Annotated in this window: 18 protein-coding genes and 1 tRNA gene; 3 read left to right on the top strand and 16 right to left on the bottom strand. The window is 63.2% G+C overall.

What is annotated here, in order from left to right:
- Positions 1–154 precede the first annotated feature (154 nt).
- The 5 genes from B3349_RS18630 to B3349_RS18610 form a co-directional block, all read right to left on the bottom strand.
- Positions 155–388: a hypothetical protein gene (locus B3349_RS18630; RefSeq protein ID WP_291590993.1), complete on the bottom strand. Its 234-nt coding sequence runs from the start codon at positions 386–388 to the stop codon at positions 155–157.
- Complete coding sequence (locus B3349_RS18625) at positions 388–1,026, bottom strand: MBL fold metallo-hydrolase (RefSeq protein ID WP_291590991.1); 639 nt, start codon at positions 1,024–1,026, stop codon at positions 388–390. Before B3349_RS18625 ends, B3349_RS18630 begins: the two co-directional genes overlap by 1 nt.
- A 66-nt stretch (positions 1,027–1,092) precedes the next feature.
- Entirely contained in the window at positions 1,093–1,284 is a 192-nt protein-coding gene (locus tag B3349_RS18620; RefSeq protein ID WP_291590990.1) for a hypothetical protein, read from the bottom strand.
- Between the two features lie 486 nt (positions 1,285–1,770).
- Positions 1,771–2,223 (bottom strand): azurin, encoded by a 453-nt coding sequence (gene azu / locus B3349_RS18615; protein ID WP_066538922.1) that lies wholly within the window; start codon positions 2,221–2,223, stop codon positions 1,771–1,773.
- Between the two features lie 401 nt (positions 2,224–2,624).
- Entirely contained in the window at positions 2,625–3,443 is an 819-nt protein-coding gene (locus B3349_RS18610; protein ID WP_291590989.1) for an exodeoxyribonuclease III, read from the bottom strand.
- Between B3349_RS18610 and pyrE the strand changes: the two genes are divergently transcribed.
- Complete coding sequence (gene pyrE / locus B3349_RS18605; protein WP_291590988.1) at positions 3,442–4,146, top strand: orotate phosphoribosyltransferase; 705 nt, start codon at positions 3,442–3,444, stop codon at positions 4,144–4,146. The genes B3349_RS18610 and pyrE overlap by 2 nt on opposite strands.
- Positions 4,147–4,261: 115 nt before the next feature.
- Here pyrE and B3349_RS18600 read toward each other — a convergent pair whose 3' ends face one another.
- The 3 genes from B3349_RS18600 to B3349_RS18590 all read right to left on the bottom strand — a co-directional run bounded on the left by B3349_RS18600 (position 4,262) and on the right by B3349_RS18590 (position 6,313).
- Positions 4,262–4,612 carry a hypothetical protein gene (locus B3349_RS18600; RefSeq protein ID WP_291590986.1) on the bottom strand — a complete coding sequence of 117 codons (351 nt, stop codon included), beginning with the start codon at positions 4,610–4,612 and terminating at the stop codon, positions 4,262–4,264.
- A gap of 258 nt (positions 4,613–4,870) precedes the next feature.
- Entirely contained in the window at positions 4,871–5,818 is a 948-nt protein-coding gene (locus B3349_RS18595) for a DHH family phosphoesterase (RefSeq protein ID WP_291590985.1), read from the bottom strand.
- 264 nt (positions 5,819–6,082) lie between these two features.
- Complete coding sequence (locus tag B3349_RS18590; protein ID WP_291590982.1) at positions 6,083–6,313, bottom strand: hypothetical protein; 231 nt, start codon at positions 6,311–6,313, stop codon at positions 6,083–6,085.
- Positions 6,314–6,835: 522 nt separating this feature from the next.
- Here B3349_RS18590 and B3349_RS18585 point away from each other — a divergent pair.
- Positions 6,836–8,224 (top strand): APC family permease, encoded by a 1,389-nt coding sequence (locus tag B3349_RS18585; protein WP_291590980.1) that lies wholly within the window; start codon positions 6,836–6,838, stop codon positions 8,222–8,224.
- A 143-nt stretch (positions 8,225–8,367) separates the two neighbouring features.
- On the opposite strand, the gene B3349_RS18580 is transcribed toward B3349_RS18585, so the two are convergent.
- From B3349_RS18580 to B3349_RS18570, 3 genes are all read right to left on the bottom strand, one after another.
- The gene (locus B3349_RS18580) at positions 8,368–8,820 is read right to left on the bottom strand and encodes an IrmA family protein (protein WP_291590978.1); all 453 of its coding nucleotides are present in this window, start codon (positions 8,818–8,820) and stop codon (positions 8,368–8,370) included.
- A 19-nt stretch (positions 8,821–8,839) separates the two neighbouring features.
- Entirely contained in the window at positions 8,840–9,409 is a 570-nt protein-coding gene (locus B3349_RS18575) for a nitroreductase family protein (RefSeq protein WP_291590976.1), read from the bottom strand.
- Between the two features lie 206 nt (positions 9,410–9,615).
- Positions 9,616–10,587 carry a hypothetical protein gene (locus B3349_RS18570; RefSeq protein ID WP_291590975.1) on the bottom strand — a complete coding sequence of 324 codons (972 nt, stop codon included), beginning with the start codon at positions 10,585–10,587 and terminating at the stop codon, positions 9,616–9,618.
- A gap of 274 nt (positions 10,588–10,861) precedes the next feature.
- On the opposite strand from B3349_RS18570, the gene serA reads away from it, so the two are divergent.
- Positions 10,862–12,091 (top strand): phosphoglycerate dehydrogenase, encoded by a 1,230-nt coding sequence (serA, locus tag B3349_RS18565; RefSeq protein ID WP_272971981.1) that lies wholly within the window; start codon positions 10,862–10,864, stop codon positions 12,089–12,091.
- A 178-nt stretch (positions 12,092–12,269) separates the two neighbouring features.
- Here the strand turns inward: serA and B3349_RS18560 are convergent.
- The 5 genes from B3349_RS18560 to B3349_RS18540 form a co-directional block, all read right to left on the bottom strand.
- Positions 12,270–12,344: transfer RNA gene (locus B3349_RS18560), tRNA-Thr, on the bottom strand.
- A 121-nt stretch (positions 12,345–12,465) separates the two neighbouring features.
- Positions 12,466–13,914, bottom strand: coding sequence for a sulfatase-like hydrolase/transferase (locus B3349_RS18555; protein WP_291590971.1), 1,449 nt, complete (start codon positions 13,912–13,914; stop codon positions 12,466–12,468).
- Between the two features lie 135 nt (positions 13,915–14,049).
- Positions 14,050–15,315 carry a serine hydrolase domain-containing protein gene (locus B3349_RS18550; RefSeq protein WP_291590970.1) on the bottom strand — a complete coding sequence of 422 codons (1,266 nt, stop codon included), beginning with the start codon at positions 15,313–15,315 and terminating at the stop codon, positions 14,050–14,052.
- Between the two features lie 101 nt (positions 15,316–15,416).
- Complete coding sequence (locus B3349_RS18545) at positions 15,417–16,958, bottom strand: sulfatase-like hydrolase/transferase (RefSeq protein ID WP_291590968.1); 1,542 nt, start codon at positions 16,956–16,958, stop codon at positions 15,417–15,419.
- A gap of 115 nt (positions 16,959–17,073) precedes the next feature.
- Complete coding sequence (locus tag B3349_RS18540) at positions 17,074–17,889, bottom strand: DUF817 domain-containing protein (protein ID WP_291591224.1); 816 nt, start codon at positions 17,887–17,889, stop codon at positions 17,074–17,076.
- Between the last annotated feature and the right edge of the window lie 11 nt (positions 17,890–17,900).

Here is a 17,900-nt window from a genome sequence, read left to right as displayed (position 1 = left end):
CATCCGCCACATACAGCCTGGGCATCCGCTGCGCTGGCATTCCGGTGCAAGACCGCGCACGGCGGGGTCGCAAAATTTGCTGCAGAAAAGTGAGCATGCTGTGGAATAAATACAGACATCTACAGCCGTTTTGATGGAAGAAGGTGGAGCTGACCTAGTAGTTGCGCAGCATGGTGCGCAACAGCCAGTTTGCCCCGGCCAGCAGCAGGCGCACGCTGCCCAGCGTGGCACTGGCCAGGCCCCACCAGCGCAGATAAAGCGGCCAGTCGGCTGTCCACGGCTGGCCTTGCCATGCGGCAGCACTGGCAGCCACGGCCGGCCATGCCACCAGGAAGACGACCGCCATGGCGGTCAGCAACACCAGACAGTGCCGCGTGGTGGCGCCCATCAGGTATTGCCCACGTAGGGGTTGGTCTTGCGCTCACGGCCGAACGTGCTCTCGGGTCCATGGCCGGGAATGAACACCGTCTGGTCACCCATGGGCCACAGACGCTGGGTGATGGAGTCAATCAATTGCTGGTGGTTGCCCTGGGGAAAGTCGGTGCGGCCGATGCTGCCGGCAAACAGCACATCGCCCACAAAGCAGCGGTCGATCTGTGGCGCGTGGAACACCACATGACCCGGCGTGTGACCGGGGCAGTGGCGCACATGCACCGTTTCATGGCCGATTTGCACGTTGTCGCCATCCGCCAGCCAGCGCGTGGGCGTGAACGGGCGCGATGGCGGAAAGCCGAACATGGCTCCCTGCTGCGGCAGGCCATCGATCCAGAACTGGTCTCCCGGATGAGGGCCGATGATGGGCAGTTCCAGCTGCTCGGCCAGGTCGGCCGTGCCGCCCGCATGGTCGATGTGGGCGTGGGTCAGCCAGATGGCCTGGAGCCGCAGGCCCAGCCGTTCCACTTCCCACTGGATCGCTTCCAGATCGCCGCCGGGGTCGATGACGGCGGCATCCTGGGTCTGGTCGCACCACACCAGGGAGCAGTTCTGCTGGAAAGCGGTCACGGGAATGGTCTGGTAGTGCAGCATGGCAAAGCGAAAGGAAAATGGCTCAAGGCAGACACCGGGTCGGTGCCGCACGGCGTAGTTGCCAAATTATGGGGTAGTGGCACGCCCCGCTCCGCGCAGCCATGCGATGCCGATCAAAGGCCGGCCCGGGTTGGTGCCGCTGAAGTGCAGCGCCACGGTGGCGGAGCCCTTGCGCATCACCGTGTGGCAGACGGCATCCCAGCCACTGCCGCAGGCCGGTTGGCCTCGCCGCGCCTCGGTGGCGTATTCCGCTCGCATCCAGGGTCCAGCTGCCAGCCGTTGCGCTCCATCTGCCGCCGCACATGCGCATAGGGGGTGGTCAGGCGCAACTGGAGCCGGGCTGCTGCTCGGCGCTGGGCAGGATCAAAGGCCATGCAGTCCGAGCCATGGGGCATGGCGCGCTCGGTGACGCAGGGCTCGGCCGAGGCCGGCAGGCAGAGCAGTCACAGGGCGCAGGCGACAGGAGGTCTGGATCTGCTGCGATGGCGGCACCGGCTGGGTGCGAAGGAAACCATGTGGATTTCCAGTCAAGACAAGGCGGCAGCGACAGCCAGGGTGAAGACGGAGGAGACCACCGAGGCGGAACGCTGGAGAGGCGTGGAACGGTCCCCGTGGGAGCCAGGTGGCAGAACGGGGTGGCAGTGAGGATGGTACGGTGCGGTCCGCGCTCGGGGTTGCCGCAGGCCACAGCAGAAAGCCCCGGCTCCTTGCGGAACCGGGGCTTGGAAAGTGCGCCGCAGAAGCTTAGATCAGCTTCAGGCTGCCCTTCATGATGCTGTAGTGACCGGGGAAGGAACAGAAGAAGGTGTAGTCGGTGCCGGCCTTCAGCTTGGCCACATCAATGTCCAGGGTGGTGGACTCACCGCCGCCGATCACTTTGGAGTGGGCCAGCACGCGGGTGTCACCGGCCTTCACATAGTCGGCTGCAGCGCCGGCCTTCATGCCGTCGGCAGCGGCAGCGGCCACGTCAGCGGTGGTGGTCACCACCATGTTGTGGCCCATCGAGGTCTTGGGCATCTTGCCCACATGCTTCAGGGTGACGCTGAACTTCTTGCAGGCCTTGGGCACGTCGATGTTCTTGACGTTGAATTGCATGGCGTCGTTGGATTCGACGGTCAGGGCGCAGTCAGCCGCCATGGCGGGAGCGGAAATGGCACCGGCAGCACACAGGGCCACGGTCATCAGAATCTTCTTCATGCGCGGAAACTCCTTCACAAGGTCAAAACAAATGGAGAGCACCACGAACCGGGATTGGCGGCTGCTCTTTTCACGATTTTCTGAAAAATCAGCAGAATCAGAATAGGTACAGATGTCATTGACGCGGGCAATCCAGGCTGCTGCTTGTCAAAACCCGCCATCTGTGGCCGCTTTGCCGGAGCCTGCAAGCGCGCGCGCAGAGAAGATGAAGTCCTTTGTTTTCAATGACTTGTGTGCAGTCCGGAGGGTGGAGGCATGCTGGCGTGCGCCCCACACCGTCCCTGGTCAGGGCCGTGCAGCGCTGTTGCGGCAGTGCAAAAACTTGTCTTGCATCAAGCTCCGCGCACTTTGCATGCGCGGACAGGGCCAGCCACGGCCGATCATGCCCGTGCCCGGCGGTTTCAGCCCAGCTTCAGGTCGTAGCCGATGGTGATGGGCGCGTGGTCGCTGAACTTTTCGCCCTTGTAGATTGACTCCTGGCGCGCCAGTGCCGCAAGTGCGGGCGTAGCCAGGTGGTAGTCCAGCCGCCACCCCACATTGTTCGCATAGGCCTGGCCCCGGTTGCTCCACCATGTATAGCAGGCGTCGGTGGTGTCGGGCTGGAGCACGCGGTAAACATCGACGATGCCGCCGGTCGGTGCCGCCGGGTCCAGCAGCATGTCCATCCAGGCGCGCTCTTCCGGCGTGAAGCCGCTGTTCTTCTGGTTGCCGCGCCAGTTCTTCAGATCTTCCTTGCGATGGGCGATGTTGATGTCGCCGCACAGGATGAATTCGCGCTCGCCCTTCATGCGCATCAGGTGGTCATGCATCTCGGCCAGGAAACGGAACTTGGCCTGCTGGCGGTCTTCGCCGGAGCTGCCGCTGGGAAAGTAGGCGCTGATGATGGACAGCTTGCGGCCTGCGGTGTCGAAACGCGTTTCCACGTAGCGGCCTTCGGGGTCGAATTCGGGCGAGCCCAGGCCGACGATCACATCCGATGGCGCATGGCGGGTGTAGACCCCCACGCCGGAATAGCCCTTCTTTTCGGCAAAGTGGAAATAACCATCCAGGCCTGCCAGCTGTTCGAAACGGTCTTGAATATCAGGCGCCTGTGCCTTGATTTCCTGTACGCAAATACAATCCGGACCGGTCGCAGCAACCCAGGCCTCCACCCCTTTGGACGTGGCGGAGCGGATGCCGTTGAGGTTGAGGCTGGTTAATTTGAATAAGGAAGAATCCATGGTAGTCAATGGCGCGCAGCAACAGGATCAGGACCGTCTGGCGCAGGAGTTTGTGCAGTTTGCCGTGGATGCGGGCGTGCTGCGCTTTGGGGAATTCAAGACCAAGGCCGGGCGCATGAGCCCGTACTTCTTCAACGCAGGTCTGTTCGACGACGGCGCCAAAATGGGACGCCTGGCGGAATTCTATGCAAAAGCCATCCTGGCCAGTGGCATGGAATTCGATATGGTCTTTGGCCCTGCCTACAAGGGGATCCCGCTGGCCGCCACCGTCGCCGTGGAACTGGCGCGGCTGGGCCGCAACGTGCCGTTTGCCTACAACCGCAAGGAGGCCAAGGACCACGGTGAAGGCGGCACCTTGGTGGGCGCACCGTTGAAGGGCCGGGTGCTGGTCATTGACGACGTGATGTCGGCCGGCACCGCCGCCCGTGAATCCATTGCCCTGATCCGTGCGGCAGGTGCCACCCCCCATGCGGTCGCCATTGCCCTGGACCGCCAGGAAAAGGCCACCGAAAACGGCCACGATGTCGACCACAGTGCGGTGCAGTACGTGCGCCACCAGCTGGGGCTGCAGGTGGCGACCATCGCCACCCTGGCGGATTTGCTGCAGTACCTGCAGACCCATGGGGGCGAAGGCGAGATGCAGGCCCACCACGCACGTGTGCTGGCCTACCGCCAGCGCTACGGCGTGGACAACCAAGTCTAATTCATCTCCCTGGGGTCCGCACGCGCCGGTATCTGGATGCGCGGTGCGTGGAGCGTGTATCCAGCCCCGGATGAAGGCGTGCCGCTTCCGGGCGGTGTTCCCGCGCTGTGGCACATCAGCGCAGGGGGCGTGCGCCGTCCTCTCCTTCGCGCTGCAGCAGGCGCATCACCCAGCCCATGGCCATGCTGGCGGCCCAGGCGATGGCACTGATGAACAGTGGCACCGACCACAGGGCGCTGGCATGCACGGCCAGTTGCCAGGCGCGGTCGGCTGGGGGCAGAAAGCGGGCGTAGCCCGTGTACAGGCCATAGGCCAGCCACAGCGCGGCCGCCAGGGCAAAGCCCTGGGACCAAAAACGCGCGGTGCGGGCATTGAGGTGGGGCGGCGCAACACGGCGCTGCATGCACCAGACACGGCCCACTGCCCACCCTACACCCGCCACGGCACCGGCCATGGAAAGGGCCAAGGGCCCCCATGAAATCCAGTCATTCAGCATAGGCCGTGACGATAGCGGGTTTGCAATGCCCTGGCCGCCGGCATCGCACTGGAGCGCACCCGAATCACGCAGAGGGGCCACAGGCGCTGGGCGCCAGGCAAGGTCCAGGTGAACCGCCGTGGTGGAGCGATGACAGCCGCTCTGCCATTCCCCCTTTCCGCGCGCGCAGGGAAGCAGGCAAAAAAAGAGGACGCGAAGGCATCCTCTTTGCGCAGCGGGCGCTTGCGCTCAGGCCGGAACGGCCTGGCGGTGGTCGGCCGTGATGCACGCCACCAGCTCTTTCAGCACCTGTTCGGCGCGGTCATTGTCGATCTGGCAGGTACCGGCTGCCCGGTGGCCGCCGCCGCCGTACTGCAGCATCAGTTCGCCCACATTGGTGGTGCAGCTGCGGTCCAGAATGGACTTGCCGGTGGCAAAGACCGAGTTCGCCTTGGCCTTGCCCCACATGGCGTGGATGGAGATGTTGCACTGTGGGAACAGGGCATAGACCATGAAGCGGTTGGTGGCCCAGATGGTCTCTTCACCGCGCAGATCCAGGACTACCAGGTTGTCGTGCACCGTGGCGCAGCGCTGGATCTGTTCGCAGGCGCGCGCGGTCTGCTCGAAATACAGTTCCACGCGTTCCTGCACATCGGGCAGCTGCAGCACCTGCTCCACGGACAGATCGCGGCAGTGCTGGATCAGCTCCATCATCAGTGCGTAATTGCTGATGCGGAATTCACGGAAGCGCCCCAGGCCGGTGCGGGCGTCCATCAGGTAGTTCATCAGCGTCCAGCCCGTGGGGTGCAGGACCTCGTCCAGGCTGTACTGGGCGGAGTCGGCCTTGTCCACGGCTTCCATCAGCTCGTCGGTGATGGCCGGGAAGCGGGCCTTGCCGCCGTAGTGGTTGTAGACCACGCGGGCTGCCGAGGGGGCGTGCGGGTCGATGATGTAGTTGCCCAGGAAAGCGCGGTTGCGCACTACTTCCGAGGCATGGTGGTCGAACACCAGGTGCGCTCCGGGCACGAATGGCAGGTTGGTGGTGATGTCGTTGCGCGTGATGCGCACCTTGCCATCCTGCATGTCCTTGGGGTGGACGAAGGAGATCTCGTCGATCATGTCCAGCTCTTTGAAGAGCATGGCGCAGACAAGACCATCGAAATCGCTGCGGGTGACGAGGCGGTATTTCTGGCTCATGGCGGTCGGCGGTAAAAAAGTCAGTGGAACACTGCTTTGCAGGGCCGGCACGCTCAGGCCGGCGGGAAACATTCCGACACATGATACCTAGCTCTGTCGGATACAACCGCCGATTGGCCGAGGCGGGCCCCAGGGATTCCCGTATGTTAGCTATTGAAAATATAGCGCACTGCGACGTGCAGTTCAGCACGATCGTGCTTTTAACCATGAAAAACGCCGCGCAAGGCGGCGTGTGCAAACAGGCTTCAGCGTGTGGGTCCAGGGTTACATCGCGCTCACCCAGACGGTGTCACCGCCGGCACTGGACGGCAGCGGGCGGATGGCCAGCAGGGCCGCGTGGCGCTTGAGCAGGTCTTCGAACTGGTGGGCTTCCAGCGCACTGGCGTTGTCGCCCTGCAGGTAGTCCGTGGCCACCTGGGAGGTGGTGAAGCTGTGGTTGCCGAACTTCTGGACGATGTTGCGCAGCTTGTCGAGGTTGATGTGGGCAGTGTTCATGGTCGCTTCTCCGGCAAGTTGGCAAAGGGAGCCCGCGCATGCGGCAGGCCATGCAGCCAATGTGCATGAGCACGGCAGCGGGCGCAATAGGCCCAACCGGCAATGGCTGCATGGCGCAGGCGGGGTCTGTGGCAGAACGCCCGCACCGGCGGGCACGGCATGGGTGTGCAGCAAATGCCATGCCCGACTGGACTGTGGCCAAAGTGCTGCAGCGCGGCACTATGTCCACGAAGGCGGGTCGTGCAAGTGCCTGCGGGGCATGCGGCAGGACCATCTGCACGTATCATCGGGCGCTTTTTTCGGCTTGCCCCAGGCTGGGGCGTTTTTCGTGCCACCTATTTCATACATCTGCGGCCAATTGCTGGCTGCTGTCGCCATTCCCCCATGTGCTGTCGCACTGCGGCCCGCTGCGCGCCTGCGCGTGGCGGTGGGATGGTCGCGCGCGGCGGTGTGACAGGGTGTGGGGGACGCTGCTGTGGCAGGCCTGGGGTATGGCTCTCTGTAAAAAGGACGGAAATTCAGATGCAGGCTGCTGACGCACAGAAGACGGCCCAGTTGCAAAAGACACTGGTGCTGTGGCAGGTCATCATCATCGGGCTGGCATACATCCAGCCCATGACGCTGCTGGACACCTTTGGCATGGTGTCGCGTGACAGCGTCCAGCATGTGCCCACCTCCTACCTGATCGCGCTGGTCGCTGTGTTGCTGACCTCCATCAGCTACGGTCACATGATCCGCAAGTACCCGTCTTCGGGCTCGGCCTACACCTATGTGCAGAAGTCCGTGCACCCGAACGCGGGCTTCATGGTGGGCTGGTCCTCGCTGCTGGACTACCTGCTGTCACCGATGGTCAACATCCTGCTGGCCAATATCTACCTGACCGACATGTTCCCCGAGGTGAACCACTGGGTGTGGATCATCGGCCTGTCACTGATCATGGTGGCGGTCAATCTGCGCGGCGTGCGCTTTGTGGCCAATTTCAACAGCCTGATCGTGCTGCTGCAGATTCTGGTGATCGGCTTCTTCACCTACCTGATCTTCAGCAAACTGTCGGCTGGCCAGAACGCCCTGGGTGCCATTTCTGTCCAGGACGGCCATGACGGGCTGTGGAGCTTCTCGCCCTTCTGGAGCCCCGATGCCGATCTGGGCAAGCTGATCACGGGCGCTACCATCCTGTGCTTCTCGTTCACCGGCTTTGATTCGCTGAGCTCGCTGGCCGAGGAAACCAAGGACACCAAGAAGACGTTGCCGCGCGCCATCTTCCTGACTGCGCTGATCTCCGGCCTGGTCTTCGTGTTTGCCACCTATTTCATGCAGCTGTACTTCCCGGGCGACCCTACACGCTACTTCCAGCTGGTGGACGAAACCCAGCCCGAAATCCTGCTGCTGGTGGGCGGCGCCTTCTTCCAGTCGGTGGTGCTAAGTTTTGCCATCGTCACCGTCATGGCCTCGGGCATCTCGGCCCACGCCGGTGTCTCGCGCCTGATGTATGTGATGGGCCGCGACGGTGTGCTGCCCAAGAAGTTCTTCGGCCACATCCACCCGCGCAGCCACACCCCTTCCTACAACATCTGGCTGGCGGGCGTGATCTGCCTGACGGCGGGTTTCCTGAGCCTGGAGTTCGTTGTGGCGCTGATCAGCTTCGGTGCGCTCACCGCCTTCAGCTTTGTGAACCTCTCGGTGATCTGCAGCTACGGCTTCCGTGACGGGCGCCTGAAAACGCTGCGCGACATCGTGCGCTTCTTTGTGCTGCCGCTGTGCGGTTTCATCTCCATTGGTGCGCTGTGGCTGGAAGTGGAGGACACCTCGCTCAAGGCTGGTGTGGCCTGGGCGGCCGTGGGCCTGCTCTATCTGGCCTGGCTGACCAAGGGGTTCAGGCGTTCGGCTCCCCAGTTGCACGAGGAAATCTGAACCTCCACAGGACACACGCTCTCACGGCGTGCCTGTGGCCGGTAGCCCGCTTCCTGGAGGCGGGCTTTTTTTCGTCCCCGCTCAAGCGGCTGCCGTCACCCGGGTCGGAGCACACCCGGAGCGCGGTGACGTTCCATGGGGGCTTACGGCCGCTCGCGCGACTGTGGCAGGCGCAGCTCCAGAGGCTCGTGGCGGCGCAGGCGCAGCTGCTGGGTGGCCAGCAGGTCCGTGGCCATGCCATCCACCTGGGCGGTGGCAGTCTTGAACAGCACCACCACCTCCGGGTTGCAGGCGTGCGGGCTGATCCAGGTGGCGCTGGCAAAGCGGTTGCGGCCTTCCACGCCCATGTCGTCGGGGGCCAGCGCAAAGCGGGCCAGGTGCTGGCCCTGGCGGTCCTTGGCAATAGCCTGTACGCGCACTTCCCGGTAGGTGGCGCGTCCGGCATCGAACATGAAGGTGGCTTCACAGCGCTGGGGGCTTAGACGCAGCGTGCCGTAGTGCCACAACTCCAGCGCCTGGGCACTGCTGGCGCTGCACAGGCCGGCGATGGCCAGGCAGCGCCAGGTGGTGGTTAGGCCGTGAAAAGACGCGCGCATGCTGCAGTCCCGGTGGATCTCAGGCGGTCCAGGGGCCTGGGCCCGCCGTCAGAATGTCGGCCAATGGCTTGCGCGGGGAAGGCACTTCGCGCTCGGCCAGGTCGGTGGGCAGGGTCGCGGCATCGCCGCGCTGGCCAACGGCCACCAGGGCCTGGACTGTCCAGTGGTCGGGCAGTTGCAGCACGCGGCGGGCGGCTTCGGTGTCGATCCCGGCCATGGCGTGGGTGGCCAGGCCCAGGGCCTGGGCCTGCAGCGCCATGAAGCCCCAGGCGCAGCCGGTGTCGAAGGCATGCTTGCCGGCCGAAGCTTCGGGGTTGGACAACAGCACGATCAGCGCGCCGGCGTTCAGGCACCAGCGGCGGTTGAATTCATTGGGGATGGTACTGAACGCCTCCCAGTGCGCATCGCCACGCAGCGCATAGGCAAAGTGCCACGGCTGCAGATTGCTGGCCGAGGGTGCCCAGCGGGCGGCTTCCACGATCTGCTCCAGCTGGGTGCGGGTCACGGCCTTCGGGGTGAAGGCGCGGGGCGAGGTGCGGGTCAGAAACTGCGGCTCGATGGGGACGGTGGCGGTGCGGGAGTGGTTCATGGAAGGTGCACAAACAAAATTGCAAAGGCCAGATGAAAACACCGTGCATGCCGGCGTGGGCATGCACGGTGTGTGTGCATTGTGGCGGAATGCGGCGCCCGCTACCACTGCGGAGGCAGGCAGAGGGCACAGGGCCGCCCGTGTCATCCGGTCTGTCGGGGCGAAACCGCAGCACGCACCGGCTGCGCCCGCAGGGCCTTGCCGTCTCAGCGCACGGCGCGTTCGCTGATCACGCGCAGGTGCCGTTCCATGCGGATGAAGACCACCACCATGACCACCAGCACCAGCAAGGACATCAGCATGCTCCAGAACGCGGTTTCTGCAGCCTTGCTGTACAGGTTCAGCAGGCTGTCGTCGCTGTCGGCCTCGGCCTCGGCATCGCCGCGCAGCGCGCGGGCGGCCTGGTCAAAGCTGATGGTGTAGTTGGTCAGCACCGTGCCCACCATGTGGCTGGCGGCCTGTTGTTGCAGCCGGGGGCCCAGGTCGGCGTGGCCCAGCACCTGCTCCAGCGCAGCCGGCAAGCCTTGGACATAGGCTGCGTAGGAGCCTGTGCCATGTTCAGACTCGGCCATCTGCGCGCGTTCGTGGATGGCGCAGGGAATGTCAAAGGGCTCGCTGAACCAGCTGCTGTCTTCGTCCTCCGTGCTGCTGGCAGCGGCTGCCGCTGCGGCTGACTCCGCCGCAGCACTGACGGCGGCATTGCAGCCGTTTTCCTGCTCGGCCTTCAGCAGGCGCTGCACCAGGGACGCGCTGGGTGCTCCGGCCCCTTCTAACAGCGGGTTCACAGCGGCCAGGCCGCGGCTGCTGTTGTCCTTTTCCACGCGGGCCCGCGCAGCAGGGTCCTGGTTGACAAAGGCGCGGATCAACTGGTCCGCTTTCTGAAAGCTGGGGCGCAGTTGCGCGTCGGCCAGGCGCTGGGTCAGCGGAACCTGATTGCCGGCCTGGCCTAGGTCGCGCCCGGTTTCGCTCACCACATAGTCCAGGTCCAGCTTGGCGTCCTTCCAGTTCAACGCGGCGGGCTGTGCCGCTTCGGCGCTGGCCGGCTTGCTGCTGCCGCGCCAGCTGTCCCACACCCACAGCGCCAGGGCCAGCAGCACGACCAGCGCAAACGCCAGCAGCACCACACGCACCACCTGCACCAGCACATCCTCCAGGCGTCGCAATATCGTCAGCATCATCCAAACCCTTTCCAGTAACTGTTATTGCGGCACAGGTTGCTATGAATATGAAAGCGCCGCAGGATGGCGCCGGATTCTAGGCAGGGGGGCTTGGCGTCATACTCTTTTACAAGTACGAGAAAGTGAGTGGGTGCGCATACTTCTGTGCTAATTCAGATTCCGTGTGGCATCTGGCTGCAATCGGTAGCCCCGGCGTTGGACGGAGAGCACACACCCGGTGTGGCACTATGGGCAATCCGCTGTAATGGGGTATTCACGGATCGAAGGATGCCCTATGGCCAAAACATCGCTGGACAAGTCGAAGATCAAGTTTCTGCTGCTGGAGGGCATTCACCCTTCCGCGCTGAAAGTGCTGCAGGACGCGGGTTACACCAACGTCGAATCATTGGCCGGTGCGCTGGAAGGCGAGGAGCTGAAGGCCAAGATCGCCGACGCGCATTTTGTGGGCATCCGCTCGCGCACCCAGCTGACCGAGGACGTGTTTGCAGCAGCGCAAAAGCTGGTGGCCGTGGGCTGCTTTTGCATCGGCACCAACCAAGTCAACCTGAACGCAGCGCGTGAGCGCGGCATTGCCGTGTTCAACGCGCCGTTCTCCAACACCCGCTCGGTGGCCGAGCTGGTGTTGGCCGAGGCGATTCTGCTGCTGCGCGGCATCCCCGAAAAGAACGCCGTGTCCCACCGCGGCGGCTGGAAGAAGAGTGCTGACAACTCCTACGAGATCCGTGGCAAGACCCTGGGCATTGTGGGCTATGGCTCCATCGGCACCCAGCTGTCGGTCTTGGCCGAAGGCCTGGGCATGCAGGTCATCTTCCACGACGTGGTCACCAAGCTGCCGCTGGGCAATGCGCGCCAGGCCGCCAATCTGCAGGAACTGCTGGGCCAGGCCGATATCGTGACGCTGCATGTGCCCGAGCTGGCCTCCACCCACGGCATGCTCGGCGCCGAGCAGATCGCCGCCATGAAGCCGGGCAGCATCCTGATCAATGCCTCGCGCGGGACGGTGGTGGACATCGATGCGCTGGCAGCGGCGCTGCAGGCCCGCAAGCTGCTGGGTGCGGCGATTGACGTGTTCCCGGTCGAGCCCAAGAGCAACAAGGATGAGTTCCAGTCGCCGCTGCGTGGCATGGACAACGTGATCCTGACCCCGCACATCGGCGGCTCCACCATGGAGGCCCAGGCCAACATCGGCCTGGAAGTGGCGGAAAAGCTGGTCAAGTACAGCGACAACGGCACCACCACCTCGGCGGTGAACTTCCCCGAAGTGGCGCTGCCCGAGCACCCAGGCAAGAACCGCATCCTGCATGTCCACGAAAACCGCCCCGGCATTCTGTCGGCCATCAACCAGGTGTTTGCCGACAACGGCATCAACATCGCCGGCCAGTACCTGCGCACCGACGAGAAGGTGGGCTATGTGGTGATCGACATCGACGCCGAATCGTCGGCGCTGGCGCTGGCCAAGCTGTCGCAGATTCCGGGCACCATCCGCTGCCGCGTGCTGTTCTGAACGGCATCTGCTGGAATGCAAAAAAGGAGACCCCGGGTCTCCTTTTTTGATGGCGGCGTGCGTCGCTGCGGCGCATGGGTTTCTGAAGCCTGGGTTCTGGGCCACGGCTGGCAGCCGCAGTCAGACTGGCCGCAGGGAATGAAAAAGGCCCGCTACATGGTAGCGGGCCTTTGGTGTGTGGTGCCCATGGGCAGGATCGAACTGCCGACCTCTCCCTTACCAAGGGAGTGCTCTACCACTGAGCCACATGGGCGAAGCCTGCGATTCTAATACGTTTTTTTAGCCTGAGGTGAATCGGCGAAGTTGCTCATACGCAGGAGACCCCGCCGTCCTGGTGGTGGGCATTAGCTGGAGGAGCGTCATCGATGGCGAATTCACTGCTTCCCATCGGGAGGTGCATAGCCCATTGCCCGTACGGCCAGCTGTTGCAGCACGGCGTTGCTGCCAGGCCCCAGGGTGGGCAGGGAAGTGCGCAAGGCCCCGAGTGGGGAGGCGTCAGGCGCCCCGCTCCACAGCAGCAGCGGTACTTCATAGGTACTCGGCGCATCGGTCTGGCTCAGAGGTGGCATGACCAACCCGTGGTCGCTCGCATACAGCAGCAAAGACGAGGACGGGTTGGATTGCTGGGCAATGGATATCCATTGTTCCAATAGATCACTGGTATAGAGAATCGAATTGTCGTAGGGGTCGGGCAGTTGGTAGCGTGTCGCTGGATAGCGCTGATTGACGCCAGGGTGGCTGCCATACGTGTGCAAGACAATCAGCTTGTGTTCTGCGGTATCGCTGAGTGCCGTGTGCAGAAACGGCGTGAGTACCTCGTCAAAATCGCCATCGCCCACTTTTTTATAGACGTCCGTCGAACGCCTCAGGGCCAAGGAATAGAAATCTTCCTGTTGATTATTGAAGCGGGAGTTGGTGAAGACAAAAGTCTTGTACCCAGCATGATGGGCGAGATCAATGAACGATGCAGCTTGCCGTACAACACTCTCGCTGGCAGAAAATCCGGTCAACATGAATGGCAGAGCGCTGGCCGTATTGGGCCCTTCCGCACGCACCTGAGTGACCGCAACGCCGGCCTTGTTTCTGAGCGGGGCATTGGTGTCTGCATCCTGGTAGCCGAGCAGCGACCAGCGCTGCGCGGTTGCACTCTCGCCCAGGACTACGATGATGGTTTTTGCAAGCACTTGCTCAGGTGGTTGCACGGGGATCAGCGGGTTGTAGAACAAGCCCTGTTCCATTTCATGGTGGCGGAATGATGCCTGTACCAGGTGCATCGGGTACACGCGGTGCATTTTCTGAAAGAAGGTGGTGGAATCCATCTTTTTGCTGACCCCCCACGCTGCCAATGCGGCCCATATGAGCATGGCACAGAAATAGCTGGTGCGAGGGGCTGTATAGGACCCATGGGAACGGGCCCGGATGATGGTTTTGCTGGCGAAAAATGCAGCCATACACCAAGCTAATACCTGGGCGATTTGGAGAGCGGGGAGTGTCTGGAAAAACTCCTTCATCTCGTTCTGATTGGAGCGCAGTGCGGTGGCGATGAAGAATTCATCGGCGAGATAGCCAAAAAAACCAATATGAAAGATATTGATGGCGCCCAGCAGCCCAAGCGTGAACATTGCAGGAATCAGAACGATTCTTGTCGCTGTCAAAGGCCAGATGAGCAGCGCGGAAGCGGGCACCAGAATCCAGGCGATCCAACTGCTGTAATGTAGCAATGCAGGGGTGAAGAGAAAAGACCAGGCAATGAATGCCGAGACCTGGGGCATATTTATTTTTTTGCCAGCAACTTTGATACCAATGGATGCAAATGTGTCCAATGATATCAATTCGCACACGAAATATATATTTCGTGTGCGAATTGCCAATCACTGTGGCACATCAAAGCAGCAAGCGTTTGCAGGCTTTCTTTGGGTTTCCCATGCGCTGCCGACGTATCCAGTGCGCTGCGGCCGCTACGCGGCTGTATCCACCAGAGCCTGGTACACGCCCTGGCGCATCACGGTGCGGTAGGGGATGCGCTGGGCCATGGACTGCATCATCAGGATGGCGAACAGGTCTTCCTGCGGGTCGATCCAGAAGAACGTGCCGTAGATGCCACTCCACGAGAAATCGCCCACGCTGCCGGGCAGCGGGTTCAGGCCGGATGCCGTGCGTACTGCAAAGCCTAGGCCGAAGCCCTGGCCCACATCGGGCGAGGGCAGCTGGGCGCCGAAGTAGGCCATGTCCGGGCCCATGCGCACGCCGGCGGGCAGGTGGTTGGCCGTCATCAGCGCCACGGTCTTGCGTGACAGCAGGCGCACGCCGTCCAGCTTGCCGCCGTTGCGCCAGAACAGGCACAGGCGGGCGTAGTCGCTGATGGTGGAGACCATGCCGCCGCCGCCCGACTGGAAGGCCATGGCCTGCGTGACCGGCGGCACGGGCGGCAGCTGCATCTGCGGGCCTTCCGGCTGCGGCCAGGCGGCACGATTGGCTGCGCTGTCTGGCGCGTGAAAAGCCGTGTCGTGCAGCTGCAGCGGGGTGGTGATGTGCTGCAGCATGAATTCGGCCAGGGTCTGGCCGCTGACCACTTCCACCACGCGCCCCAGCACATCGGTGCTCATGCCGTATTCCCACACCGTGCCGGGCTGGTCCAGCAGGGCCAGCTGCGACAGTTTGGTGATGAACTGGGCGTTGCTGTCGTTCCTGTGGCCCAGCTTGGCGCTGATATAGGCCTGTTTGAGCGGGTTGGGACTGCCTGGCACCCCATAGGTGATGCCCGCCGTGTGGCGCAGCAGATCGTGCAGGGTGATGGGGCGGGCCAAGGGTTCCAGCACCACCTGGGGCGCACTGCCATCGGCAGCGGGCGGCACCCGGCCCACTTTCAGCTGGGCCAGCTCCGGCAGGTATTTGGCCACCGGGTCCAGCAGGGCCAGCTGGCCTTGCTCCAGCAGCATCATGATGGCCAGGGAGGTGAGGGGCTTGGTCATGGAGGCAATGCGAAAAATCGCATCCGGCCGCATGGCCGTGCCTTCGGTGGGGTTCAGGTGCCCGAAGCTTTCCAGGTAGGCCAGTTGTCCGCGCCGGGCCACCAGGGCCACGGCGCCGGGGATCTCGCCACGGTCCACGCCCTGCTGCAGGCGCTCGGACAGGCGTTGCAGCCGGTTGCTGCCCAGTCCCAGCGTTTCGGGCGAATCTGCCCAGGGCAGACCGGGAATATGGAAGCGGGGGGTAGCGGACATGGCGGCTCCTGCGCAAACAACGGTGAACGGTGCAGCCATTGTTGCCAGTGACCGCGCCGCAAGCTGTTGTTTGCGGGACAACGGTGCAGGGGTAAGGGGCGTTATGTGCCTTGGCCCTGGCACAGCTGTGCCTTGCTGCGCTCCCAGGGGTGGCCTTCGGCATCCAGCAACACCTGGCGCGGGCGGTGTGCCGGGCTCAAGGCCTGCAGGGAGTAGCCTAGTGCCTGGGTGGCCATTTCCGGTATCACCGTATTGCTGATGTGCACCTGGGCCGGATCCTGCTGGCGCAGCGGTGTGAGCAGCTGGGCATTCTGTGCCAGGGACACCGGGTTGGCCCAGGCCAGCGCGGGAATCTCGTAGCTGCTGAGACTGCCTCCGCTGCGCGAGGAGCCGCTGCAGGGCGGCACCACCACACCATGGTCACTGGCATAGAGCAGCAGGGCGGGCTGCTGTGGGCTGCTGGCGTCCAGCATCCGGATCCATTGCGCCAGCAAATCACTGGTGTAGCGGATGGAGGTGTCATAGCTGTCGGCCAACTGGTGGGCTGTCTTGGGATAGCGACTGGCTGCGGTGACATGGCTGCCGTAGGTGTGCAGCACGATCAACTTGTGGGGAGCGGGATCTTGCAATGCGGTCTGCAAAGCCGGCGTCAGTACCTCGTCGTAATCGCCATCACCTACCTTGAGGTAGGCATTGGCGCTGCGGCGCAGTGCGTGGGTCAGAAAATCTTCCCCGGTGCGCAGATAGCGCGAGTTGTTGAGCACGATGGTTTTGTACCCTGCGTGCTGCGCCAGGTCGATGAAGCTGGGAGCCTGGTGCGTCACGCTGTCGAGCGCGGACAGCCCCGTCAAGACATAGGGCAAGGCAGCAGCGGTATTGAGTCCGTTGGCCAGCACGCGTGCCACCTGCAGCCCGGGAATGTCCTGCAGTGAGGCATTGGTCGGAGCCTGCTGGTAACCCAGCAACGACCAGCGATGGGCCGATGCGCTTTCACCCAGCACCACGACCACGGTATCCACCTGGGATTGCGGGGACAGCGGTGTTGGCTCTGGCAGCAGGGGGGTGTACAGCAGTGCGTCAGTGATCTGGTACTGGCGCCAGCCGGCATTGGCAATGTGCAGGGGGTACACGATGTGCAGCTTGCGCAGTGCGGTGGTGGTATCCAGGGGGCCTGTCCAGTGGCTGTAGCCCAGGAACCCGGCCCAGACCAGCAGCGCCGTTGTCGCCAGGCGCTGGCTGGCCCGCCCGTGCAGACAGGGTTCATTGGCCTTGCGCAGCATGAAGCGTACGATGCCCGCGCAGAGCAGCAGCCACACGGCACACCAGACCATGGTCCCCATGGGCAGAGAGGTCAGAAACTCCCGGGTTTCGCTGCTGGTGGTGCGCAAGGAAGAGGCAATGAAGAATTCATCGATCAGATAGCCGAAGAACCCGTCATGCACGATGTTGGCGGCACCCAGAATGGCCAGAAACAGGACACTCACGATCCGCAGTGGACGCCACACGGCAAAGGGCCAGAACAGCAGGGCAGACAGCGCCAGCAGGAACACCGCACGGGGAGATGCTCCTGCCAGCATGGAGGGCAGAAACAGGATGGTCCAGACTGCGAACGCAGCAAGGAGAGAGGCGGGTCGAGCAAGCATGGCGCAAAAAGCAAAGACGCCCGGTGGACGGGCGTCTTACAGAACGTTGCTCAATTGTAGAGGTGTTACAAAACGCTGGCAAAAGCAGTCAGCGCTGCAACACCGGTCTGTGCGTTCACGCCGGCACGTGGATGTGCCGCTTGATGTGCTTGAGGTGGGCGACGATGGTGAAGGTCATCACCACCAGCATCGACCAGGAACTCCACTTGCCCACATGCACCGTGGACCATGCGCCCAGCTGGTTGGGGTAGGCCCATACGCCGGCGAACGTGCTGATGTTCTCGGCCAGCCAGATGAAAAAGCCGATCAGCACAAACGCCAGCAGCAGCGGCATGCGGCGGTCCCGGTCCAGCGGGCGGTAGACCACCGTGGTTCGCGCATACAGGCCCAGAGCGCAGGCGGCCAGATACCAGCGGTAGTCGCCGATGTAGTGGTGGGTGAAGAAGTTGGCGTAGATCAGCACCGCCACCAGCGCCGCCATGGGGTAGAGCGGGTGGTGCAGGATGCGCAGGTCAAACAGGCGCCAGGCCTGGATGATGTAGCTGCCCACGGCCGCGTACATGAAGCCGGAAAACAGTGGCACCCCCCAGAGCTTGGTGTAGGCAAAGTCCGGGTAGGCCCAGGACTTGATGCCGCTGGAGGTCTTGAACACCTCCAGGGCAAAACCCACCACGTGGAACAGGCTGATGGCCTTGAGTTCATCCCAGCTCTCCAGCCGCGTCGCCACCATGGCGATCTGGATGGCCAGTGCAGCGATCAGCAGCAGGTCATAGCGCGGCACCCCCCACAGCCCGGCCCGCGGGGTGACGAACACGGCGGCAAAGAACAGGCCCACAAACAGGCAGCTGCGCGCATTCTTCAGGCCGAAGAACCAGAACTCCCACACAAAGCGCTGCAGCCCCGCAAGGCCATCGGGCACCGGACGGTGCATCAGCCATGCGT

Origin of the sequence: Comamonas sp. UBA7528, assembly GCF_002479375.1 — a bacterium.
GTDB lineage: Bacteria > Pseudomonadota > Gammaproteobacteria > Burkholderiales > Burkholderiaceae_C > Comamonas.
The sequence above is the reverse complement of the archived record's forward strand: the minus strand, read 5'-3'. Positions and strand labels throughout refer to the sequence as shown.

Excerpts from the sequence above, each read along its gene's own strand:
- B3349_RS18545 (WP_291590968.1), bottom strand. The coding sequence starts at position 16,958 with ATGCTTGCTCGACCCGCCTCTCTCCTTGCTGCGTTCGCAGTCTGGACC.
- B3349_RS18575 (WP_291590976.1), bottom strand. The coding sequence starts at position 9,409 with ATGAACCACTCCCGCACCGCCACCGTCCCCATCGAGCCGCAGTTTCTG.
- B3349_RS18570 (WP_291590975.1), bottom strand. The coding sequence starts at position 10,587 with ATGATGCTGACGATATTGCGACGCCTGGAGGATGTGCTGGTGCAGGTG.
- B3349_RS18540 (WP_291591224.1), bottom strand. The coding sequence starts at position 17,889 with ATGCACCGTCCGGTGCCCGATGGCCTTGCGGGGCTGCAGCGCTTTGTG.
- serA (WP_272971981.1), top strand. The coding sequence starts at position 10,862 with ATGGCCAAAACATCGCTGGACAAGTCGAAGATCAAGTTTCTGCTGCTG.
- B3349_RS18595 (WP_291590985.1), bottom strand. The coding sequence starts at position 5,818 with ATGAGCCAGAAATACCGCCTCGTCACCCGCAGCGATTTCGATGGTCTT.
- B3349_RS18585 (WP_291590980.1), top strand. The coding sequence starts at position 6,836 with ATGCAGGCTGCTGACGCACAGAAGACGGCCCAGTTGCAAAAGACACTG.
- B3349_RS18620 (WP_291590990.1), bottom strand. The coding sequence starts at position 1,284 with ATGCGAGCGGAATACGCCACCGAGGCGCGGCGAGGCCAACCGGCCTGC.
- B3349_RS18610 (WP_291590989.1), bottom strand. The coding sequence starts at position 3,443 with ATGGATTCTTCCTTATTCAAATTAACCAGCCTCAACCTCAACGGCATC.
- B3349_RS18550 (WP_291590970.1), bottom strand. The coding sequence starts at position 15,315 with ATGTCCGCTACCCCCCGCTTCCATATTCCCGGTCTGCCCTGGGCAGAT.
- B3349_RS18625 (WP_291590991.1), bottom strand. The coding sequence starts at position 1,026 with ATGCTGCACTACCAGACCATTCCCGTGACCGCTTTCCAGCAGAACTGC.
- B3349_RS18580 (WP_291590978.1), bottom strand. The coding sequence starts at position 8,820 with ATGCGCGCGTCTTTTCACGGCCTAACCACCACCTGGCGCTGCCTGGCC.
- pyrE (WP_291590988.1), top strand. The coding sequence starts at position 3,442 with ATGGTAGTCAATGGCGCGCAGCAACAGGATCAGGACCGTCTGGCGCAG.
- B3349_RS18630 (WP_291590993.1), bottom strand. The coding sequence starts at position 388 with ATGGGCGCCACCACGCGGCACTGTCTGGTGTTGCTGACCGCCATGGCG.
- azu (WP_066538922.1), bottom strand. The coding sequence starts at position 2,223 with ATGAAGAAGATTCTGATGACCGTGGCCCTGTGTGCTGCCGGTGCCATT.
- B3349_RS18590 (WP_291590982.1), bottom strand. The coding sequence starts at position 6,313 with ATGAACACTGCCCACATCAACCTCGACAAGCTGCGCAACATCGTCCAG.